Source organism: Bradyrhizobium sp. CIAT3101 (genome assembly GCF_029714945.1).
GTDB lineage: Bacteria > Pseudomonadota > Alphaproteobacteria > Rhizobiales > Xanthobacteraceae > Bradyrhizobium.
Genome location: NZ_CP121634.1, coordinates 4,035,711 through 4,050,381, shown reverse-complemented (window position 1 = coordinate 4,050,381; position 14,671 = coordinate 4,035,711). Strand labels below are relative to the sequence as shown.

The window sequence follows — 14,671 nt, the reverse complement described above, 5'->3', positions numbered from 1 at the left end:
CTCCTGGTTCAGGCGAGCGATGCGAGCGAGTTGCGCCGGCCGGCAAGCAACTGCTCGGCTTCGGTCGCAATCCGTTCGACGATCTCGGCCGCCGGTGGAATATCATGGATCAGGCCGACCGCTTCTCCCGCAAAGACGGCCGCAATTTCGAAATCGCCCGCCATTTTTGCCGCGGCATAGTCCTTGGCAATCTGGTCAGCGCGCTGCAGCAGCTCGACCTCGCGGCCGGTCCAGCTCTTGATATGGGTGTTGATCAGCGTGCGTGCGGTGAACGGCGCCGGCCAGAACAGTTTTCGCGACCAGTCGGGAACGACGCCGCGCACCGTGTTGTTTGCATCGGACGTGCGGATGCGCTCCTTCGCTTCCGCAGCGCCATTGGCCTCGACGCTTGCGTAGAAGCGCGTGCCGATCAGCACGCCGGATGCACCCAACATCATCATCGCCGCGAGGCCGCGACCATCCGCGATCCCGCCGGCCGCGACGACCGGCACGCGCCCGGCGGCGAGATCGACGATCGCGGGCACGATATCGACGGTGGTGCGCGATGCGCCGTGGCCGCCGGCTTCCGTCCCCTGCGCGATCAAGATCTCCGCGCCGGCATCGAGCGCCTGTTTCGCCATGTCCTCGCTCTGCACCTGGCAGATCAATCGCGCGCCGCTCGCCTTGATGCGCGGCGCGAACGGCGCGGGATCGCCGAAGGACAGCATGACCGCCTGTGGGCGGGCATCGAGCGCGATGTCGAGAAGCTCGGGCTGCTTGGCCAGGCTCCAGGTGATGAATCCGATCCCGAACGGCGCAAAGCCCTTCAGCTCGGCCGCCTCGGCCTGAAGCCGGGTCCGGTCGCCGTAGCCGCCACCGAGAATCCCAAACCCACCGGCCTCGCTGACGGCGCGCGTCAGCCGGCTGCCCGCGATCGTGTCCATGGGCGCCGACAGGATCGGATGCCTGATCCCGAGAAGCTCCGTCAGCGGCGTGGTGATCGGCATGGGGTCTTCCACTCTGGACAGGGACATTAGGCGCAACTAGCATTCTCGAAAAATGAATTGTTGCGAACGCTGCCATCACAAAAGCGAAACGACGCCATGGAACTGAGCGACATCCAGACCTTTGCCGCGGTGGCCCGGACCGGCGGCATCACCCGCGCCGCCGAAGAGCTCAACACGGTGCAATCCAATGTCACCCAGCGCATCAAGGCCCTGGAGGCCGAGATCGGCACACCGCTGTTCGAGCGTCACAGCCGAGGCATGGCGCTGACGGGCGCCGGCAAGCGCCTTTTGCCTTACGCCCAGCGAATGGCCGCGCTGTCGCATGAGGCGGTGCTCGCGGCGCGAGACGATGGCGAACCCAAGGGGCCGCTGTCGATCGGCTCGATGGAGACGACGGCAGCCGTGCGGCTGCCGCCGCTGCTCGCCGACTTTCATCGCCGCTTCCCCGCCGTGCGGCTGAGCCTGCGCACGTCACCGACAGCCGATCTCGTCGCCGGCGTGCTCGAAGGCACGCTCGATGGTGCCTTTGTCGCAGGTCCCATCGCGCATGCCGATCTCAACGCGGCCAGCGCCTTCCGCGAAGAGCTGGTGCTGGTCAGCGCACGGCGCTGGGCCTCGCTCGCCGAGCTGCGCGCCGGCACGCCGGAGTCAGGCCCGACGGCACTGGCGTTCCGCGCGGGCTGCACTTACCGCCAGCGCCTCGAGCAGATCTTTGTCGAGTTCGGTTGGCCCTCGGCCGCGCGCTTCGAGCTCGGCACCCTCGACGGCATGATCGGCTGCGTCGCCGCCGACATGGGCGTGACGCTGTTGCCGCGCGCGGTGGTCGAGCGCAGCGCGATGAACGGCAGCGTGACGATGCACACGCTCAATCCGCAGCATGCGCGCGTCGAGACGCTGTTCATCCAGCGGCGCGCCGGCCATCAAACCAGCGCGCTGAGTGGCTTCTTGTCGTGCCTGACCAAGGACGACGAAATCATCGCGGCCTGATCCACCATCGCCGCAGCGCAACCAAGGCCCAGATCGCCTCGACCAGACCGAACGGCCAGGCGCCCTGCAGGAAACCGTAGGCCGAACCGAGCGCGCAGGAGGCCGCGAACAGCAGCACGAACCAATGGCTGCGATCCTCCAGGGCATAGCAGACCAGCATCGCGCTGACGGCAAACAAGCCGAATAACGTCAGTGCATCCATTGTTCCGGGTTCACTCCGCTGCGCGACGCGTGATATGCGCTACATCATGCCGGCTCTTATCCTGCCTCTCGTCGATGCTGCAACCCACTGGCCCGAACGCGGCGGGCTGATCGGCCTTGACCTCGGCACCAAGACCATCGGCGTTGCCGTATCCAATCCGGACCGCAGGCTCGCCACGGGCGTCGAGACCATCCAGCGCAAGCAGTTCAAGCAGGACGCCGCCCGCCTCCTTGCGATCGCCACGGAGCGCAAGGTCGTCGGCTTCGTGCTCGGCCTGCCCATCAACATGGACGGCAGCGAGGGCCCGCGCGCGCAATCGACCCGCGCCTTCGCCCGCAATCTGGCCAATCTGACCGCGCTTCCCATCGGCCTCTGGGACGAGCGCCTCTCGACCGCCGCCGTCGAGCGCGAGCTGATCGGCATGGACGTCAGCCGCGCCAAGCGCGCCGAGGTGATTGACGAGCACGCCGCCATCTTCATCCTGCAGGGCGCACTCGACCGGCTCGCCAATCTTCGACAAGGCTGATTGGAAGCGACGAATGCAATTGCCGGCAAGAACAAGAATATCGATCGGCGCCCTTCTCCTTGCTCTGCTCGCCGTCCAGGCTTCCTTTGCCACGGAAGATCATGCCGCCTCGGAGCTCAAGGGCATCTGGTCCGGGACGTTCAATCAATATTCGCACGACATCAACGACAGCTTCGCCGTCAAAGTGACCATCGACGCGATCTCGGGCAATGAATTCACCGGCATGATGGAGTGGCCGACCTTCGACACGACGACAAAAGTGAAGGGAGCGGTCGAGGGCTCGCTGATCAAGTGGACCGAAACTGGATACATCAAGGGCGATGACGCCGTCCTCGATGGGCTCTATGTCGCCCACTTCACCGCCGCGGACGAGATCACCGGCGACTGGATGGACCCGAAGCACACCATCACGCCAAAGGGCCCCCGCTTCGGGACGCGCGGGGCCGATTTCGTGTTGAAAAAGGAATAGGCGCATGGCCGTCGTGATCGCGGCTCTGCTGCCGGTCTTCATCCTCATCGTGCTCGGCGTGGTGCTGCGGCACAGCCTGATGCGGCTCGACACGCAATGGCACGGGCTGGAGCGGCTGACCTATTTCGTGCTGTTTCCGATGCTGCTGATCCAGACGCTGGTGAAGGCGGACCTCTCACAGGCGCCGGTCGCCGGCGTCGGCGGCGCGCTGCTGCTGTCGGCGCTCGCGATGTCGCTGCTCTGCCTCGCACTCCGTCCGGCGCTGTCGCGGCTGGACATCGATGGCCCCGCTTTCACCTCGATCTTCCAGGGCGCGACGCGCTGGCAGACCTATGTGGCGCTGTCCGTATCCGCCAATTTGTACGGCGACGTCGGGCTGGCGCTGGCCTCGGTCGCGATGGTCGCGATCATCCCGCTGGTGAACGTGTTCAGCGTCGCCGTGCTGGCGCACTACGCTTCCCCCGAGAAGCAGTCCACGCGCGCGATCATCATGACGGTAGTCCGCAATCCCCTGATCTGGGCCTGCGTCATAGGTCTCGTCATCAATGTCATCCATCTGCCGCTGCCAAGGATCTGGCACGAGGTTGCGGACGCGCTCGGCCGCTCTTCGCTCGCCATCGGCCTGCTCGTCACCGGCGCCGGCCTCCAGCTCAAGGGCCTGCTTCGCCCGAGCCTTGGCGTGACCCTCGGCGTGGCGTTCAAGCTGGCGCTGATGCCGGTGCTCGCGCTGGCGCTCGCCGTCTGGTTCGGTCTGACCGGCACCAACCTCGCGATCGTCGCGATCTGCGCCGCCGTGCCGACCTCGCCGAGCGCTTACGTGCTGGCCCGCCAGATGGGCGGCGATGCGCCTCTATTGGCACAGATCATCACGCTGCAGACGATTTTGGCGGCGATCACGATGCCGATCGCGATCGTTCTTGCTGGGGCCCGTCTTTAAACAGAGACCGGAGTGATGAATAGGACGAAAATATTCATCGCGGAATGAGCTATCACTGGTAGCCAAGTAGAACCGGTGCGGGCTCGAAAGTGCCCAAACGCAAGTCCAGAGATAAATAAGCAAAAGCGGCTGTACCAATCGTATTGGGTATGCTGCATCGCCCATATTGCCGACGCCAGAACTATCGTACCAACAGGACCGAGAAACGATTGAGACCAACCTCGGAATATAAACCCGCGAAAGAGGAGTTCCTCGATGATCGGTGCCCCGACGCACGTTCCGACGAACCAAACGATTAGGCCGACAACTCCTCCGGCAACGATAGTTCTCTGAACCGGGCTTGTCGGCACGTTCAGTTTTGCTGTTACGAACAGTTCAATGGCGAGAATCATCGTCATTATTGACAACGCTCGGATTACCTCGCCCGCACTCGGCCAATTCAATGCAAGGTATTCCGCAAATCCTCTGCGGGCCATCCGAATGGCAATCCAGAGCACCCCGATCGAAGCCGGGCCTCCAAAAAACACTCCGGAGCTTTGCCATTGCTCGTGTAGCCAGAGCGCTTGAACCTCTGCCGGAGATAGCGTCCTCGCCGCACCAGATGCGGCAAGCAAAAAGCTAAGCGCTAGTCCCCCAGTTAGAAGGTACGCAGCGGTCGCGATCAAGGCAACGAGCAGTGTCTCCCAAAAATCCCACGTCCGAGGCGCGGCCTGCGAAGCGGAGACAGGATTGCCCGTGTTTTTGAGATCTTTCATAAAGGAATTTGCGACAACTTTTCGCGAGTAGAGAAGAAAAACTCTACCCAGAGTATTTGGGCGCGTTGTCGATCGTCAACAACAAACGGCTCACGCAACGGCGGTACGCATGCGGCGCCAGGCAGAAACCCTGAGCGGCGGGACCTTGGCTACTCTCCCAGCCACATCGTCAGCACCACCGCCGTCATGTTGTTCAGCGCGTGCAGCACGATGGTGAGCCAGAGCGAGTTGGCGCGGTGGCGCATGTAGCCGAACCAGAGGCCGATGGAGAACACCTCGGCGAGGAAGTACAGATCGTATTGCAGGTGCACCGCCGTCCACACCAGTGAGGACAGGATGATCGCGCCGGGCACGCGCAGGAAGCTCGCCGACCAGCCGCGGAACAGGAAGCCGCGCGCGAGCACCTCCTCCGACATCGGTGCCGCCACGCTGAAGGCGAACAACAGCGACAGCGCCGCGCCCTTGTCGCGGCCCGATTTCAGGAGATCGGTCATGAAGCCCGGCGTGGCCTCGCGGCCGAGCGATCGCGATACGATTTCCCAGGCCATCACGACCAGGATGAGGCCGGCGGCGCCGAGCAGGAGCTGCCTCCAGGCCGGCCAGCGCAGCGCGAGATAGTCGACGAAGGATGCTTTCTTGATGCGGATGGCGAGCCACACCGCAGCTAACGTCGCAGGCAGGCCCATGATGACGGACAGCGCCAGTGCCTGCGGCTCATGACCGACCGACTGGATCGAGGCCATGTCGAGCGGCAGGGCGCGCAGCGCGACCAGCAGCAGGATCGCCCCGACCTGCCCGACGAACATCGCGACGAAGACGAGCAGGCCCCACAGCGCCGTGCCCCAGAACTTCCAGACGCGCAGCGGCGCCTGCTCCGCCGATGTTGCGGTGAGCGCCGGATGGACGGGATCGAGGGAATTGACGTCGTCGGTGATGATCGCGGGCTCTGTCATGGTGCTTCCTGCGGCCGGAATCAGTTCCGCCGCGGCTGGATCGGGAAATCATAGGCCGCCCCGCCCGCCCCCGGCAGGGAAAAATGCCACCACTCCTTCGAATAGTTCACAAAGCCTTGCTTCGCCATCGCAGCCACCAGCCGCCTGCGCCAGGCGCGCTGATCCTGTGTGATCGACGGTGCTGCGGTATGCCCCATCGCATCGGTGCAATCATAGCCGGTGCCCATGTCGACGCTGCCTTCCGGCAACCGCGCCGCGACCGGCGCCGTGCAGTCGGCGTAGGATTTTGACGGATCGATCCTGGCGGAATTGTCGGCCTTGAGATCGACCAGTGTCAGATCCAACGCCGCACCCGTAGAGTGCTGCGAGCGGCTCGCGATATAGCCGAGGCGAAACAGCTCGGTCTTGGCGATGCGCGGATTGTAGCGCCGGTCGGCGGCGGTCTCGTGGCCGTTCTGCGACCATTTCACCATATCGAGCGAGGCGCGCGCCGGCCGGTAGCAGTCGAACATCTTGAGCGACAGATTCTGTGCTGCCAGATCCTGCTGCACGGCTTTCAGCCGCAGCCCGACTTCGCGCTTCACCACGCATTCGCCGGCGCCGTAGCCGGCGATCGGGCGGCCGATGAAATTGTTGGAGCTCGCGTAGCGGATGTCCTGGATGATGGTGGGATCGACGTCGCGCAAATAGACGAAGCCGCCGGGAAGCGATTGGGCGTGGGCGGATGAGAATGTGGTTATCGCAATGGCCGCAATTAAAAATGATTTCACGAGATCTGCCCCCATCGTCATGGCCGGGCTTGTCCCGGCCATCCACGCCCTTTTTGCGGCGCCGAGGCAAGAACGTGGATGCCCGGGACATAGGCTAGCGGAAGCGACGCCGTCCTTCGAACGGCTATGCCCGGGCATGACGGAAACAATGAACCCAAACCGACAGATCGGGGGATAACTCCCCGCCCCGGCATTGGCCCTTGCTCCCCCCGCCATCCACGCCTATAGCTCTCGCTTTAATGACATCGAAATCGACCTTCGTCCTCGGCCACCGGCATTTGCTGGGCATCGAGGGCCTTTCCGCGGCCGACATCAGCGGCCTCCTCGACCTGTCCGAAGAATATGTCGAGCTCAACCGCCAGGTTGACAAGAAGCGCACCGTCCTGCGTGGACGGACGCAGGTAAACCTCTTCTTCGAGGCTTCGACCCGAACCCAGTCCTCGTTCGAGCTCGCCGGCAAACGCCTCGGCGCCGACGTCATGAACATGTCGGTGTCCTCCTCGTCCATCAAGAAGGGCGAGACGCTGGTCGACACCGCGATGACGCTGAACGCCATGCACCCGGATATATTGGTGGTGCGCCATCACGCCTCCGGTGCGGTGGAACTGCTGGCCCGCAAGGTCGACGGTTCCGTGATCAATGCCGGCGACGGTGCGCACGAGCACCCGACCCAGGCTCTGCTCGACGCGCTCACCATCCGCCGCAACAAGGGCCGGATCGAGGGCCTCGTGGTCGCGATCTGCGGCGACGTGCTGCATTCGCGCGTCGCGCGCTCCAACATCATCCTGCTCAACACCATGGGCGCTCGCGTCCGCGTCGTAGGCCCTTCCACGCTGCTGCCGCCCGGCATCGAGCGGATGGGCGTCGAGGTCGCGCGCGACATGCGCGAAGGGCTCAACGGCGCGGATATCGTCATGATGCTGCGGCTGCAGCGCGAGCGCATGAACGGCTCCTTCGTGCCGTCGACCTCCGAATATTTCCACTACTTCGGGCTCGACCAGAAGAAGCTCGGCTACGCCAAGCCGGATGCACTCGTGATGCATCCAGGCCCCATGAACCGCGGCGTCGAGATCGACACGGCCGTGGCCGACGGCGCGCAGTCCCTGATCCGCGAACAGGTGGAGATGGGCGTCGCCGTGCGCATGGCCGTACTCGAAGCGCTCGCCCGTAACCTGCCGAACGCGTGATGCCCATGCTGACCGACCGCCGCCCGATCCTGCTCGCCAACGCCCGCGTCGTCGATCCCTCCCGCGATTTCGACGGAACCGGCGACGTCCTGATTGCCGACGGCATCATCCGCGAGACCCGCCGCGGCATTGGCGCGGCCGGCGTCCCCGAGGGCACCGACGTCGTCAACTGCTCCGGCAAGATCGTGGCCCCCGGCCTGATCGACATGCGCGCCTTCGTCGGCGAGCCCGGCTTCAGCCATCGCGAGACCTTTGCCTCCGCGAGCCAGGCGGCCGCGACCGGTGGCATCACCACCATCATCTGCCAGCCCGACACCTCGCCCGTCATCGACAACTCCGCCACCGTCGATTTCGTGATGCGCCGCGCGCGCGACACCGCGATCGTCAACATCCAGCCGATGGCGGCGCTCACCAAGGGCATGCGCGGCGAGGAGATGACCGAGTTCGGCCTGCTCAAGGCCGCCGGCGCCGTCGCCTTCAGCGACGGCGACCGCAGCGTCACCAATTCGCAGGTGATGCGGCGTGCGCTGACCTACGCGCGCGATTTCGACGCGCTGATCGTGCATCACACCGAGGACCCCGATCTCGTGGGCGAAGGCGTGATGAACGAGGGCGAGTTCGCCTCGCGCCTCGGCCTGATGGGCATCCCGAAGGCCGCCGAGGCCGTGATCCTCGAACGCGACATGCGTCTGGTCGCGCTGACCGGCGGCCGTTATCACGCCGCGGCGCTGTCCTGCATCGAGTCGCTCGAGATCCTGAAGCGCGCCCGCGACGCCGGCCTTGCCGTCAGCGCCTCGGTCTCGATCAATCATCTGGCGCTGAACGAGAACGACATCGGCCCCTACCGGTCCTTCCTGAAGGTGTCGCCGCCGCTGCGCACCGAGGACGATCGTCGCGCGCTGGTGGAGGCGGTGGCCTCCGGCCTCGTCGACGTCATCATGTCCGACCACAATCCGCAGGACGTCGAGGTCAAGCGCCTGCCGTTCGCGGAAGCAGCCCCCGGCGCGATCGGTCTGGAGACCATGCTGCCGGCGGGCCTGCGGCTGGTCCACAATGACGAGATCGACCTCAAGACGCTGATCCGGGCGATGTCGACCCGGCCGGCCGAACTGCTTGGCCTGCCCGGCGGAACCCTGCGCACCGGCGCACCGGCCGACGTCATCGTGATCGACCCCGACGTGCCCTGGGTGGTCGATCCCGCCGACCTCAAATCGCCCTGCAAGAACACCCCGTTCGACGAAGCCCGCTTTACAGGCCGCGCTATCAGGACCATCGTCGGCGGGCGAACGGTTTTCGAGCATGTCTGACGTGCGGAGGGACAGACATGGGCGCTGGCTATGTCAGCCATGGAGACACCGCCATGGCGCTTGATGCATTCCTGCCGGTGGCCTTCGTCATCGGCTATCTGCTCGGCTCTGTACCGTTCGGGCTGGTGCTGACCAGGCTCGCCGGCACCCAGGATCTGCGCTCGATCGGCTCCGGCAATATCGGCGCCACCAACGTGCTGCGCACCGGCCGCAAGGGCCTCGCCGCCGCCACCCTGCTGCTCGACGCGCTCAAGGGCACCGTAGCCGTGGTGATCGCAGGCTACATCGGCGGCCCCAACGCCGCGATGCTGGCCGGCCTCGGCGCCTTCCTCGGCCACCTCTTCCCGGTCTGGCTCAAGTTCAAGGGCGGCAAAGGCGTTGCCGTCTATATCGGCATCATGCTCGGCCTGTTCTGGCCCGGCGCGGTGGTGTTCTGCCTGATCTGGCTCGCGACCGCCTTCACCACCCGCTATTCCTCGCTCTCGGCGCTGGTGGCGGCCTTCATCACGCCGCTGTTCCTGTGGTGGTTCGGCCAGCTCGCGCTCGCAGCGCTCGGCGCGGTGCTGACCATGCTGCTGTTCTACATGCATCGCGAGAACATCAAGCGATTGCAATCGGGAAAAGAAGGCCGGATCGGCGAGAAGGCGTAATTCCGGAAAAAGTACGGATACCGCCGCAAGGCCTCCGCATTATATGCCAAATCCTGTTCGCAACTCGTCGCCGGCTCGCCGGCGATAGTGGCGAACGGGTTCCATGCCTGTCATCCTGACAGCGGAGATGGCGTTACGCGGTTGCTCAGAATGAGCGAGAAGATTGACGGCACGCATGACGACGGCGGCTCGCAGGGCACTGCGGCAAGCCGGCTGCTCTCTTCGACCAACATCTGGTCCGATGCGCCCGTGCCGCCGCCCGCACCAAAACCTATCGCCGTTTCGACACCACCCGCGCCCGTCTCGCAGGCTCCTGTCCCGGTCGAGATCGTCACCGCCCCCGCGCGTGCTGCGCCTGCTCAGCTGCACGCCGATCAATGGCCGCCGCCACGACTGTCACTGGCGCTTCAGGGCGGCGGGACTTTTGCCGCCTTCACCTGGGGCGTGCTGGAGCGGTTCCTGGAAGAGCCGTCCATTGAATTCGACACGATCAGCGGCGCCAGCGCCGGCGCCATCAACGCGCTGCTGCTCGCGGGCGGTCTTGCCGAAGGCGGCCGCGAAGCGGCACGCGCGCGGCTGAACCGGTTCTGGCTCCGGCTGATGCATGAGGCCTCGTTCCGCTCGCTGATGCTGATCGGCGGTTTCTCGCCGGCGGGGAGCTCGGTCGCGTTCGGGCCGACGCTGCGCTCCGGCCAGTTCGATCCGTTCGATCTCGATCCGCTGCGGCAGGCGCTGTCGCGCGACATCAATTTCGCGGGCTTGCGTGATGCCAAATGCCCAAGGCTCCTGATCGCGGCGACGCGGATCCGCGACGGCCAGCAGCAGATTTTCGGCAATGACGCGATCACTGCCGACGTCGCTCTCGCCTCGACCTGCCCGCCGCTGGTTCACTGCGCCGTCGAGATCGACGGTGAAGCCTATTGGGATGGCGGCCTTGGCGGCAATCCGCCGCTGATAGCACTGGCGCAGCAATCGACGACCGCCGACCTGCTGCTCGTCCAGGTCACGCCCGCGCGCGACAGCTACGTACCGATCACGCTCGCTGCGATCGATCGCCGCCTCGACCAGATCGCGTCCAACGCCGCGCTCAAAGCCGAGATCGCGGCGATCGCATGGGCGCAGTCGCACGCAGCCCCCGCGCTGAGGCTCTCGACGATCGCCGCGGAAGACTCGATCGAGGGCCTTGCACAGCGCTCATCGACCGATCTCGGCCGCGGCTTCATTCGCCTGCTGCACCGGAGCGGCCGCGAGGCTGCCGAGCGCTGGCTCGGGCAAGGCGCCGGCGTCTCGCAGCCGGCGCGCGCACGCGCCGCCGAGCCGGTGCTAGCCTGATTTCGCCAGCGCGTTCTCCAAGAACCACGCCGCCGCCAACGCGACGGGATCGTTGCCGAAGCGCGCGATCACCTGCACGCCGATGGGCAGGCCACCGACCTTCATCACCGGCACGTTGACGCAGGGATTGCCCATCAGCGTCCACAGCCGGTTGTAGCGGGGCGAGCCGGTCGAGGCGAGCTCCTTGGCCGGCGCTACGCCCGGCGCCGAATAGGTCAGCAGCACGTCGAAACCTTCGAACAGCTCGCCGAGCTCGCGACGGCCGCGGCGGGCGATCCGGCGCGCGTCGTCGTATTCCTTCGACGTCAATCCGACGGTCGCATCGAGGCTTTCGCGCAGCATCGGTGCGATCTCGTCGTGATGCTGGTCAAACTCCCAGGCGAGCGCGCGATGTGCCTCAAAATCCTGGATGATCGGATGGATGCGCCAGGCCTCCTTCACCGACTCCGGCAGATCGATCGTCCGGACGCTGGCGCCGGCCTTCTCGGCCGCCTTGATCGCCGCCAGCAACCCCTCTTCCGCCGCCGGCTCGACGGCCTCGGCAAACTCCTGCCGGACCACGCCGATGCGCGGCGCCTTCGCGGGCGCAATGCCGTCGAATTCGGTCCGCCCGGTGATCCCCAAAAGTCCGCGCGCGAGATCCTCCGCACGCGATCCGAACAGACCGACCGTGTCGAGCGCCCACGAATAGCATTTCACGCCGATGGTCGGCAGCATCCGGAACGACGGCTTGATCGCAGCAGCGCCGCAATAGGCGGCGGGCCGGATCACCGAGCCGCCGGTCTGGGTGCCGAGCGCCAGCGGGATCATGCCGGCGCCGACGGCTGCCGCCGAGCCCGAGGACGAGCCGCCCGGCGTATGGCCCAGATTGTGCGGATTGAGCGTCGGCGTCGGATCGCGCGAGGCGAACGCCGTCGTCGTGGTCTTGCCGATGATGGTGGCGCCTGCCCGCTTCAGCATCATCACGACCGGCGCGTCCGCGCGCGGCTGCCAGCCGCGATAGATCTCCGAGCCCATCTCGGTCGGCATATTGGCCGTGTCGATGATGTCCTTGATGCCGACCGCGATGCCCCGCAACGGGCCGGTGGCCTGGGCTTTCGCCGACTTGTCGTGACGGACGAAGGCACGGACGTCCTTCTCGCGTGCCTCGATCGCCGCGTGCGACTGGGCGACCGCGTCATCCGGCGAAAGCTCGCCGCTCGCGATGCGGCGCTGGAGGTCGGCAAGTGAGATCATGGCAAAATCCTTCTTATTGGGACCGCTTTTAGCATCGCGACGAGGCCGTGCAAGCGCACGCTGCTGTTGCCCACGCCCTCAGGTTGTTCCATGCTGCCGCCACAAGGAGACGCCGTGGACGCCATCAACCAAAGCGTGGAGCTGACCGAGGCTGAACGGATCGACCACCTGCGGCTGATCCGCTCCGACAATGTCGGGCCGCGCACCTTCCGTTCGCTGGTCGATCACTTCGGCAACGTCCGCGCCGCGCTTGAGCGGCTGCCGGATCTGGCGCGCCGCGGCGGTGCGTCGCGATCCGGGCGCATCTGCAGTGTGGACGAAGCAAGCACCGAGCTCGCTGCGAGCCGCAAGTTCGGCATCGCCTGGCTCGCGCCCGGCGAGGACGGCTATCCGACGCGGCTCGCGACACTCGACGATGCGCCGCCGCTGCTCGCCGTGCGCGGTGACAACGCAACGCTGATGCGCCCGATGATCGCCATCGTCGGCTCGCGCAATGCCTCCGGCGCCGGCTTGAAATTCGCCGGCCAGCTCGCGCGCGAGCTCGGCGAGGCCGGCTTCATCATCATCTCCGGACTTGCCCGCGGCGTCGATCAGGCCGCGCATCGCGCCAGCGTCGACAGCGGCACGATCGCGGTGCTCGCCGGCGGACATGATTGCATCTATCCGCCCGAACATGGCGATCTGCTCACCGCGATCCTCGATCACCAGGGCGCGGCGATCTCCGAAATGCCGCTCGGCCACGACCCGCGCGCCCGCGACTTTCCCCGCCGCAACCGGCTGATCTCGGGCGCCTCGCTCGGCGTGGTCGTGGTGGAGGCCGCGCATCGTTCAGGTTCGCTGATCACCGCACGCATGGCCGCCGAACAGGGCCGCGAAGTGTTCGCCGTCCCGGGCTCGCCGCTCGATCCGCGCGCCGCCGGCACCAATGATCTGATCAAGCAGGGCGCGACCCTCGTCACCGAAGCCTCCGACATCATCAACGCGGTCCAGCCGATCATGGAGCGGCCGCTGATGAGTCCTGCGAGCGAGCCCGACAGCGAGCCGTTCGAGAACGATCCGCAAGGGCACGACCGCGACCAGATCACGAGCCTGCTCGGTCCCACGCCGATCTCGATCGACGATCTCGTGCGGATGTCCGGCGCCTCGCCCGCGATCGTGCGCACGGTGCTGCTGGAGCTCGAGCTCGCCGGCCGGCTCGAGCGCCACGGCGGCGGACTCGTCTCGTTGCTCTAACCGCCGTTGCGCTCGTCGAAGCGCGTGCGTGCGGCCTCAATTTGCATCAGATGGCCCATCGCCCACTCGCCCAGCGCCTTCACCGGCTCCTGGAGTCCACGGCCGAGATCGGTCAGCTCGTAATCGACGCGCGGGGGAATGGTCGGGAAAATCGTGCGCGTGACGAGGCCGTCGCGCTCCAGCCCGCGCAGCGTCAGGGTCAGCATCCGCTGCGAGATGCCGTTGATCATCCGCTTCAGCTCATTGAAGCGCTTCGGTCCGTCGCTCAAGTTCATGATGACGAACACGCTCCATTTGTCGCCGACACGCGACAGCACCGAGGCCACGCCGCGACAGTCGGAATGGTCGGGGTTCGGCACCCGTGGGGCAGGAAAATCGGTGTGTGCAGGTCTCAAAGATGTGCCCATGGCTCAAAAAAGTGCGTTCTTGCGGGGGTTTTGATAGTCACTCATGTAGTGCGGGTTACAAATCTATACCATGGGTGACCCCAAATGAAACTCCTCCATATCGACTCCAGCGTGCTCGGCCCCCACTCCGTCTCCCGGCAGGTTTCCGCCGCCATCGTCGACCGGCTCAGACAGGCGACGCCCTCGCTCGAAGTGGTCTACCGCGATGTGACCCAGGTCCCGCTCGCCCACCTCTCAGGACCTCACCTGGCCGTCGCACAGGGCGCACCCGCGCCTGCCGAACTCGGCCCTGACCTCGCTGCCGGCGCTGCCGCGCTGGACGAGTTCCTGGCGGCCGACATCGTCGTGATCGGCGCGCCCATGTACAATTTTACGATTCCGAGCCAGCTCAAGGCGTGGATCGACCGTGCCGTCGTCGTCGCAGGAAAGACGTTCAGCTATGGCGCGAACGGACCGCAGGGCCTTGCCGGCGGCAAGCGCGTGATCCTGGCGATCTCACGCGGCGGCTACTATGGCGCGGATACGCCGATGGCCGCGCTCGAGCATCTCGAAACCTATCTGCGTGGGGTGTTCGGCTTCATCGGCATCAATCCTGAATTCATCGTCGCAGACGGAATCCAGGTCGGTCCCGATCATCGCGAAAAGGCGCTGGCCGGCGCGCTCCAGGCGGCCACCAGCTTGCGCGCGGCGTAAGGTAACGCCGACGACAGCCGCTGCCGGACTCCGGCGGCGGC

17 protein-coding genes are annotated in these 14,671 nt (G+C 65.8%); 10 read left to right on the top strand and 7 right to left on the bottom strand.

Going from position 1 to position 14,671, the window contains the following annotated elements; all coding sequences use genetic code 11:
* Positions 1-8 precede the first annotated feature (8 nt).
* Entirely contained in the window at positions 9-986 is a 978-nt protein-coding gene (locus tag QA645_RS19070; RefSeq protein WP_283052205.1) for a nitronate monooxygenase, read from the bottom strand.
* A 96-nt stretch (positions 987-1,082) separates the two neighbouring features.
* Between QA645_RS19070 and QA645_RS19065 the strand changes: the two genes are divergently transcribed.
* A complete protein-coding gene (locus QA645_RS19065; RefSeq protein WP_283052203.1) occupies positions 1,083-1,973 on the top strand; it encodes a LysR family transcriptional regulator in 891 nt (296 codons plus the stop codon).
* Here the strand turns inward: QA645_RS19065 and QA645_RS19060 are convergent.
* Positions 1,960-2,175, bottom strand: coding sequence for a hypothetical protein (locus tag QA645_RS19060; protein ID WP_283052201.1), 216 nt, complete (start codon positions 2,173-2,175; stop codon positions 1,960-1,962). The genes QA645_RS19065 and QA645_RS19060 overlap by 14 nt on opposite strands.
* 46 nt (positions 2,176-2,221) lie before the next feature.
* Between QA645_RS19060 and ruvX the strand changes: the two genes are divergently transcribed.
* From ruvX to QA645_RS19045, 3 genes are read left to right on the top strand one after another with little or no spacing between them, the layout of a single operon-like run.
* On the top strand, positions 2,222-2,701 hold the full coding sequence (gene ruvX, locus QA645_RS19055) for a Holliday junction resolvase RuvX (RefSeq protein ID WP_254135435.1): 480 nt from the start codon (positions 2,222-2,224) through the stop codon (positions 2,699-2,701).
* Between the two features lie 13 nt (positions 2,702-2,714).
* Positions 2,715-3,170 carry a hypothetical protein gene (locus tag QA645_RS19050; protein WP_283052198.1) on the top strand — a complete coding sequence of 152 codons (456 nt, stop codon included), beginning with the start codon at positions 2,715-2,717 and terminating at the stop codon, positions 3,168-3,170.
* Positions 3,171-3,174: 4 nt separating this feature from the next.
* Positions 3,175-4,107 (top strand): AEC family transporter, encoded by a 933-nt coding sequence (locus QA645_RS19045; protein WP_283052196.1) that lies wholly within the window; start codon positions 3,175-3,177, stop codon positions 4,105-4,107.
* On the opposite strand, the gene QA645_RS19040 is transcribed toward QA645_RS19045, so the two are convergent.
* The 3 genes from QA645_RS19040 to QA645_RS19030 form a co-directional block, all read right to left on the bottom strand.
* Complete coding sequence (locus QA645_RS19040; protein WP_283052194.1) at positions 4,104-4,862, bottom strand: type II CAAX endopeptidase family protein; 759 nt, start codon at positions 4,860-4,862, stop codon at positions 4,104-4,106. The genes QA645_RS19045 and QA645_RS19040 overlap by 4 nt on opposite strands.
* Positions 4,863-5,011: 149 nt before the next feature.
* Complete coding sequence (locus QA645_RS19035) at positions 5,012-5,815, bottom strand: type II CAAX endopeptidase family protein (protein ID WP_283052193.1); 804 nt, start codon at positions 5,813-5,815, stop codon at positions 5,012-5,014.
* Between the two features lie 20 nt (positions 5,816-5,835).
* Positions 5,836-6,600: a M15 family metallopeptidase gene (locus tag QA645_RS19030; RefSeq protein WP_283053256.1), complete on the bottom strand. Its 765-nt coding sequence runs from the start codon at positions 6,598-6,600 to the stop codon at positions 5,836-5,838.
* A gap of 224 nt (positions 6,601-6,824) precedes the next feature.
* Here QA645_RS19030 and QA645_RS19025 point away from each other — a divergent pair, with 224 nt between their 5' ends.
* The 4 genes from QA645_RS19025 (at position 6,825) to QA645_RS19010 (ending at position 11,061) form a co-directional block, all read left to right on the top strand.
* Positions 6,825-7,772, top strand: a complete 948-nt coding sequence (locus tag QA645_RS19025) for an aspartate carbamoyltransferase catalytic subunit (RefSeq protein WP_200515468.1) — start codon at positions 6,825-6,827, stop codon at positions 7,770-7,772.
* Between the two features lie 5 nt (positions 7,773-7,777).
* Positions 7,778-9,079, top strand: a complete 1,302-nt coding sequence (locus QA645_RS19020; protein WP_283053255.1) for a dihydroorotase — start codon at positions 7,778-7,780, stop codon at positions 9,077-9,079.
* A gap of 53 nt (positions 9,080-9,132) precedes the next feature.
* Positions 9,133-9,729 (top strand): glycerol-3-phosphate 1-O-acyltransferase PlsY, encoded by a 597-nt coding sequence (gene plsY, locus QA645_RS19015; RefSeq protein ID WP_254135437.1) that lies wholly within the window; start codon positions 9,133-9,135, stop codon positions 9,727-9,729.
* A gap of 150 nt (positions 9,730-9,879) precedes the next feature.
* Positions 9,880-11,061: a patatin-like phospholipase family protein gene (locus QA645_RS19010; RefSeq protein WP_283052188.1), complete on the top strand. Its 1,182-nt coding sequence runs from the start codon at positions 9,880-9,882 to the stop codon at positions 11,059-11,061.
* Here the strand turns inward: QA645_RS19010 and QA645_RS19005 are convergent.
* Positions 11,053-12,297: an amidase gene (locus tag QA645_RS19005; RefSeq protein WP_283052186.1), complete on the bottom strand. Its 1,245-nt coding sequence runs from the start codon at positions 12,295-12,297 to the stop codon at positions 11,053-11,055. The genes QA645_RS19010 and QA645_RS19005 overlap by 9 nt on opposite strands.
* Positions 12,298-12,387: 90 nt before the next feature.
* On the opposite strand from QA645_RS19005, the gene dprA reads away from it, so the two are divergent.
* Positions 12,388-13,530, top strand: a complete 1,143-nt coding sequence (dprA, locus tag QA645_RS19000) for a DNA-processing protein DprA (protein WP_283052184.1) — start codon at positions 12,388-12,390, stop codon at positions 13,528-13,530.
* Here the strand turns inward: dprA and QA645_RS18995 are convergent.
* Positions 13,527-13,937, bottom strand: coding sequence for a helix-turn-helix domain-containing protein (locus tag QA645_RS18995; RefSeq protein ID WP_283052182.1), 411 nt, complete (start codon positions 13,935-13,937; stop codon positions 13,527-13,529). The two genes, dprA and QA645_RS18995, sit on opposite strands and share 4 nt — an antisense overlap.
* A gap of 84 nt (positions 13,938-14,021) precedes the next feature.
* Here QA645_RS18995 and QA645_RS18990 point away from each other — a divergent pair, with 84 nt between their 5' ends.
* The gene (locus QA645_RS18990; RefSeq protein ID WP_254131997.1) at positions 14,022-14,630 is read left to right on the top strand and encodes an NAD(P)H-dependent oxidoreductase; all 609 of its coding nucleotides are present in this window, start codon (positions 14,022-14,024) and stop codon (positions 14,628-14,630) included.
* Positions 14,631-14,671: the final 41 nt, after the last annotated feature.

Coding starts and splice junctions, on each gene's coding strand:
- QA645_RS19005 (WP_283052186.1), bottom strand. CDS start 12,297: ATGATCTCACTTGCCGACCTCCAGCGCCGCATCGCGAGCGGCGAGCTT.
- QA645_RS18990 (WP_254131997.1), top strand. CDS start 14,022: ATGAAACTCCTCCATATCGACTCCAGCGTGCTCGGCCCCCACTCCGTC.
- QA645_RS19020 (WP_283053255.1), top strand. CDS start 7,778: ATGCTGACCGACCGCCGCCCGATCCTGCTCGCCAACGCCCGCGTCGTC.
- QA645_RS19070 (WP_283052205.1), bottom strand. CDS start 986: ATGCCGATCACCACGCCGCTGACGGAGCTTCTCGGGATCAGGCATCCG.
- QA645_RS19045 (WP_283052196.1), top strand. CDS start 3,175: ATGGCCGTCGTGATCGCGGCTCTGCTGCCGGTCTTCATCCTCATCGTG.
- QA645_RS19025 (WP_200515468.1), top strand. CDS start 6,825: ATGACATCGAAATCGACCTTCGTCCTCGGCCACCGGCATTTGCTGGGC.
- QA645_RS19065 (WP_283052203.1), top strand. CDS start 1,083: ATGGAACTGAGCGACATCCAGACCTTTGCCGCGGTGGCCCGGACCGGC.
- plsY (WP_254135437.1), top strand. CDS start 9,133: ATGGCGCTTGATGCATTCCTGCCGGTGGCCTTCGTCATCGGCTATCTG.
- dprA (WP_283052184.1), top strand. CDS start 12,388: ATGCTGCCGCCACAAGGAGACGCCGTGGACGCCATCAACCAAAGCGTG.
- QA645_RS19040 (WP_283052194.1), bottom strand. CDS start 4,862: ATGAAAGATCTCAAAAACACGGGCAATCCTGTCTCCGCTTCGCAGGCC.
- QA645_RS18995 (WP_283052182.1), bottom strand. CDS start 13,937: ATGGGCACATCTTTGAGACCTGCACACACCGATTTTCCTGCCCCACGG.
- QA645_RS19050 (WP_283052198.1), top strand. CDS start 2,715: ATGCAATTGCCGGCAAGAACAAGAATATCGATCGGCGCCCTTCTCCTT.
- QA645_RS19060 (WP_283052201.1), bottom strand. CDS start 2,175: ATGGATGCACTGACGTTATTCGGCTTGTTTGCCGTCAGCGCGATGCTG.
- QA645_RS19035 (WP_283052193.1), bottom strand. CDS start 5,815: ATGACAGAGCCCGCGATCATCACCGACGACGTCAATTCCCTCGATCCC.
- ruvX (WP_254135435.1), top strand. CDS start 2,222: ATGCCGGCTCTTATCCTGCCTCTCGTCGATGCTGCAACCCACTGGCCC.
- QA645_RS19010 (WP_283052188.1), top strand. CDS start 9,880: ATGAGCGAGAAGATTGACGGCACGCATGACGACGGCGGCTCGCAGGGC.
- QA645_RS19030 (WP_283053256.1), bottom strand. CDS start 6,600: ATGGGGGCAGATCTCGTGAAATCATTTTTAATTGCGGCCATTGCGATA.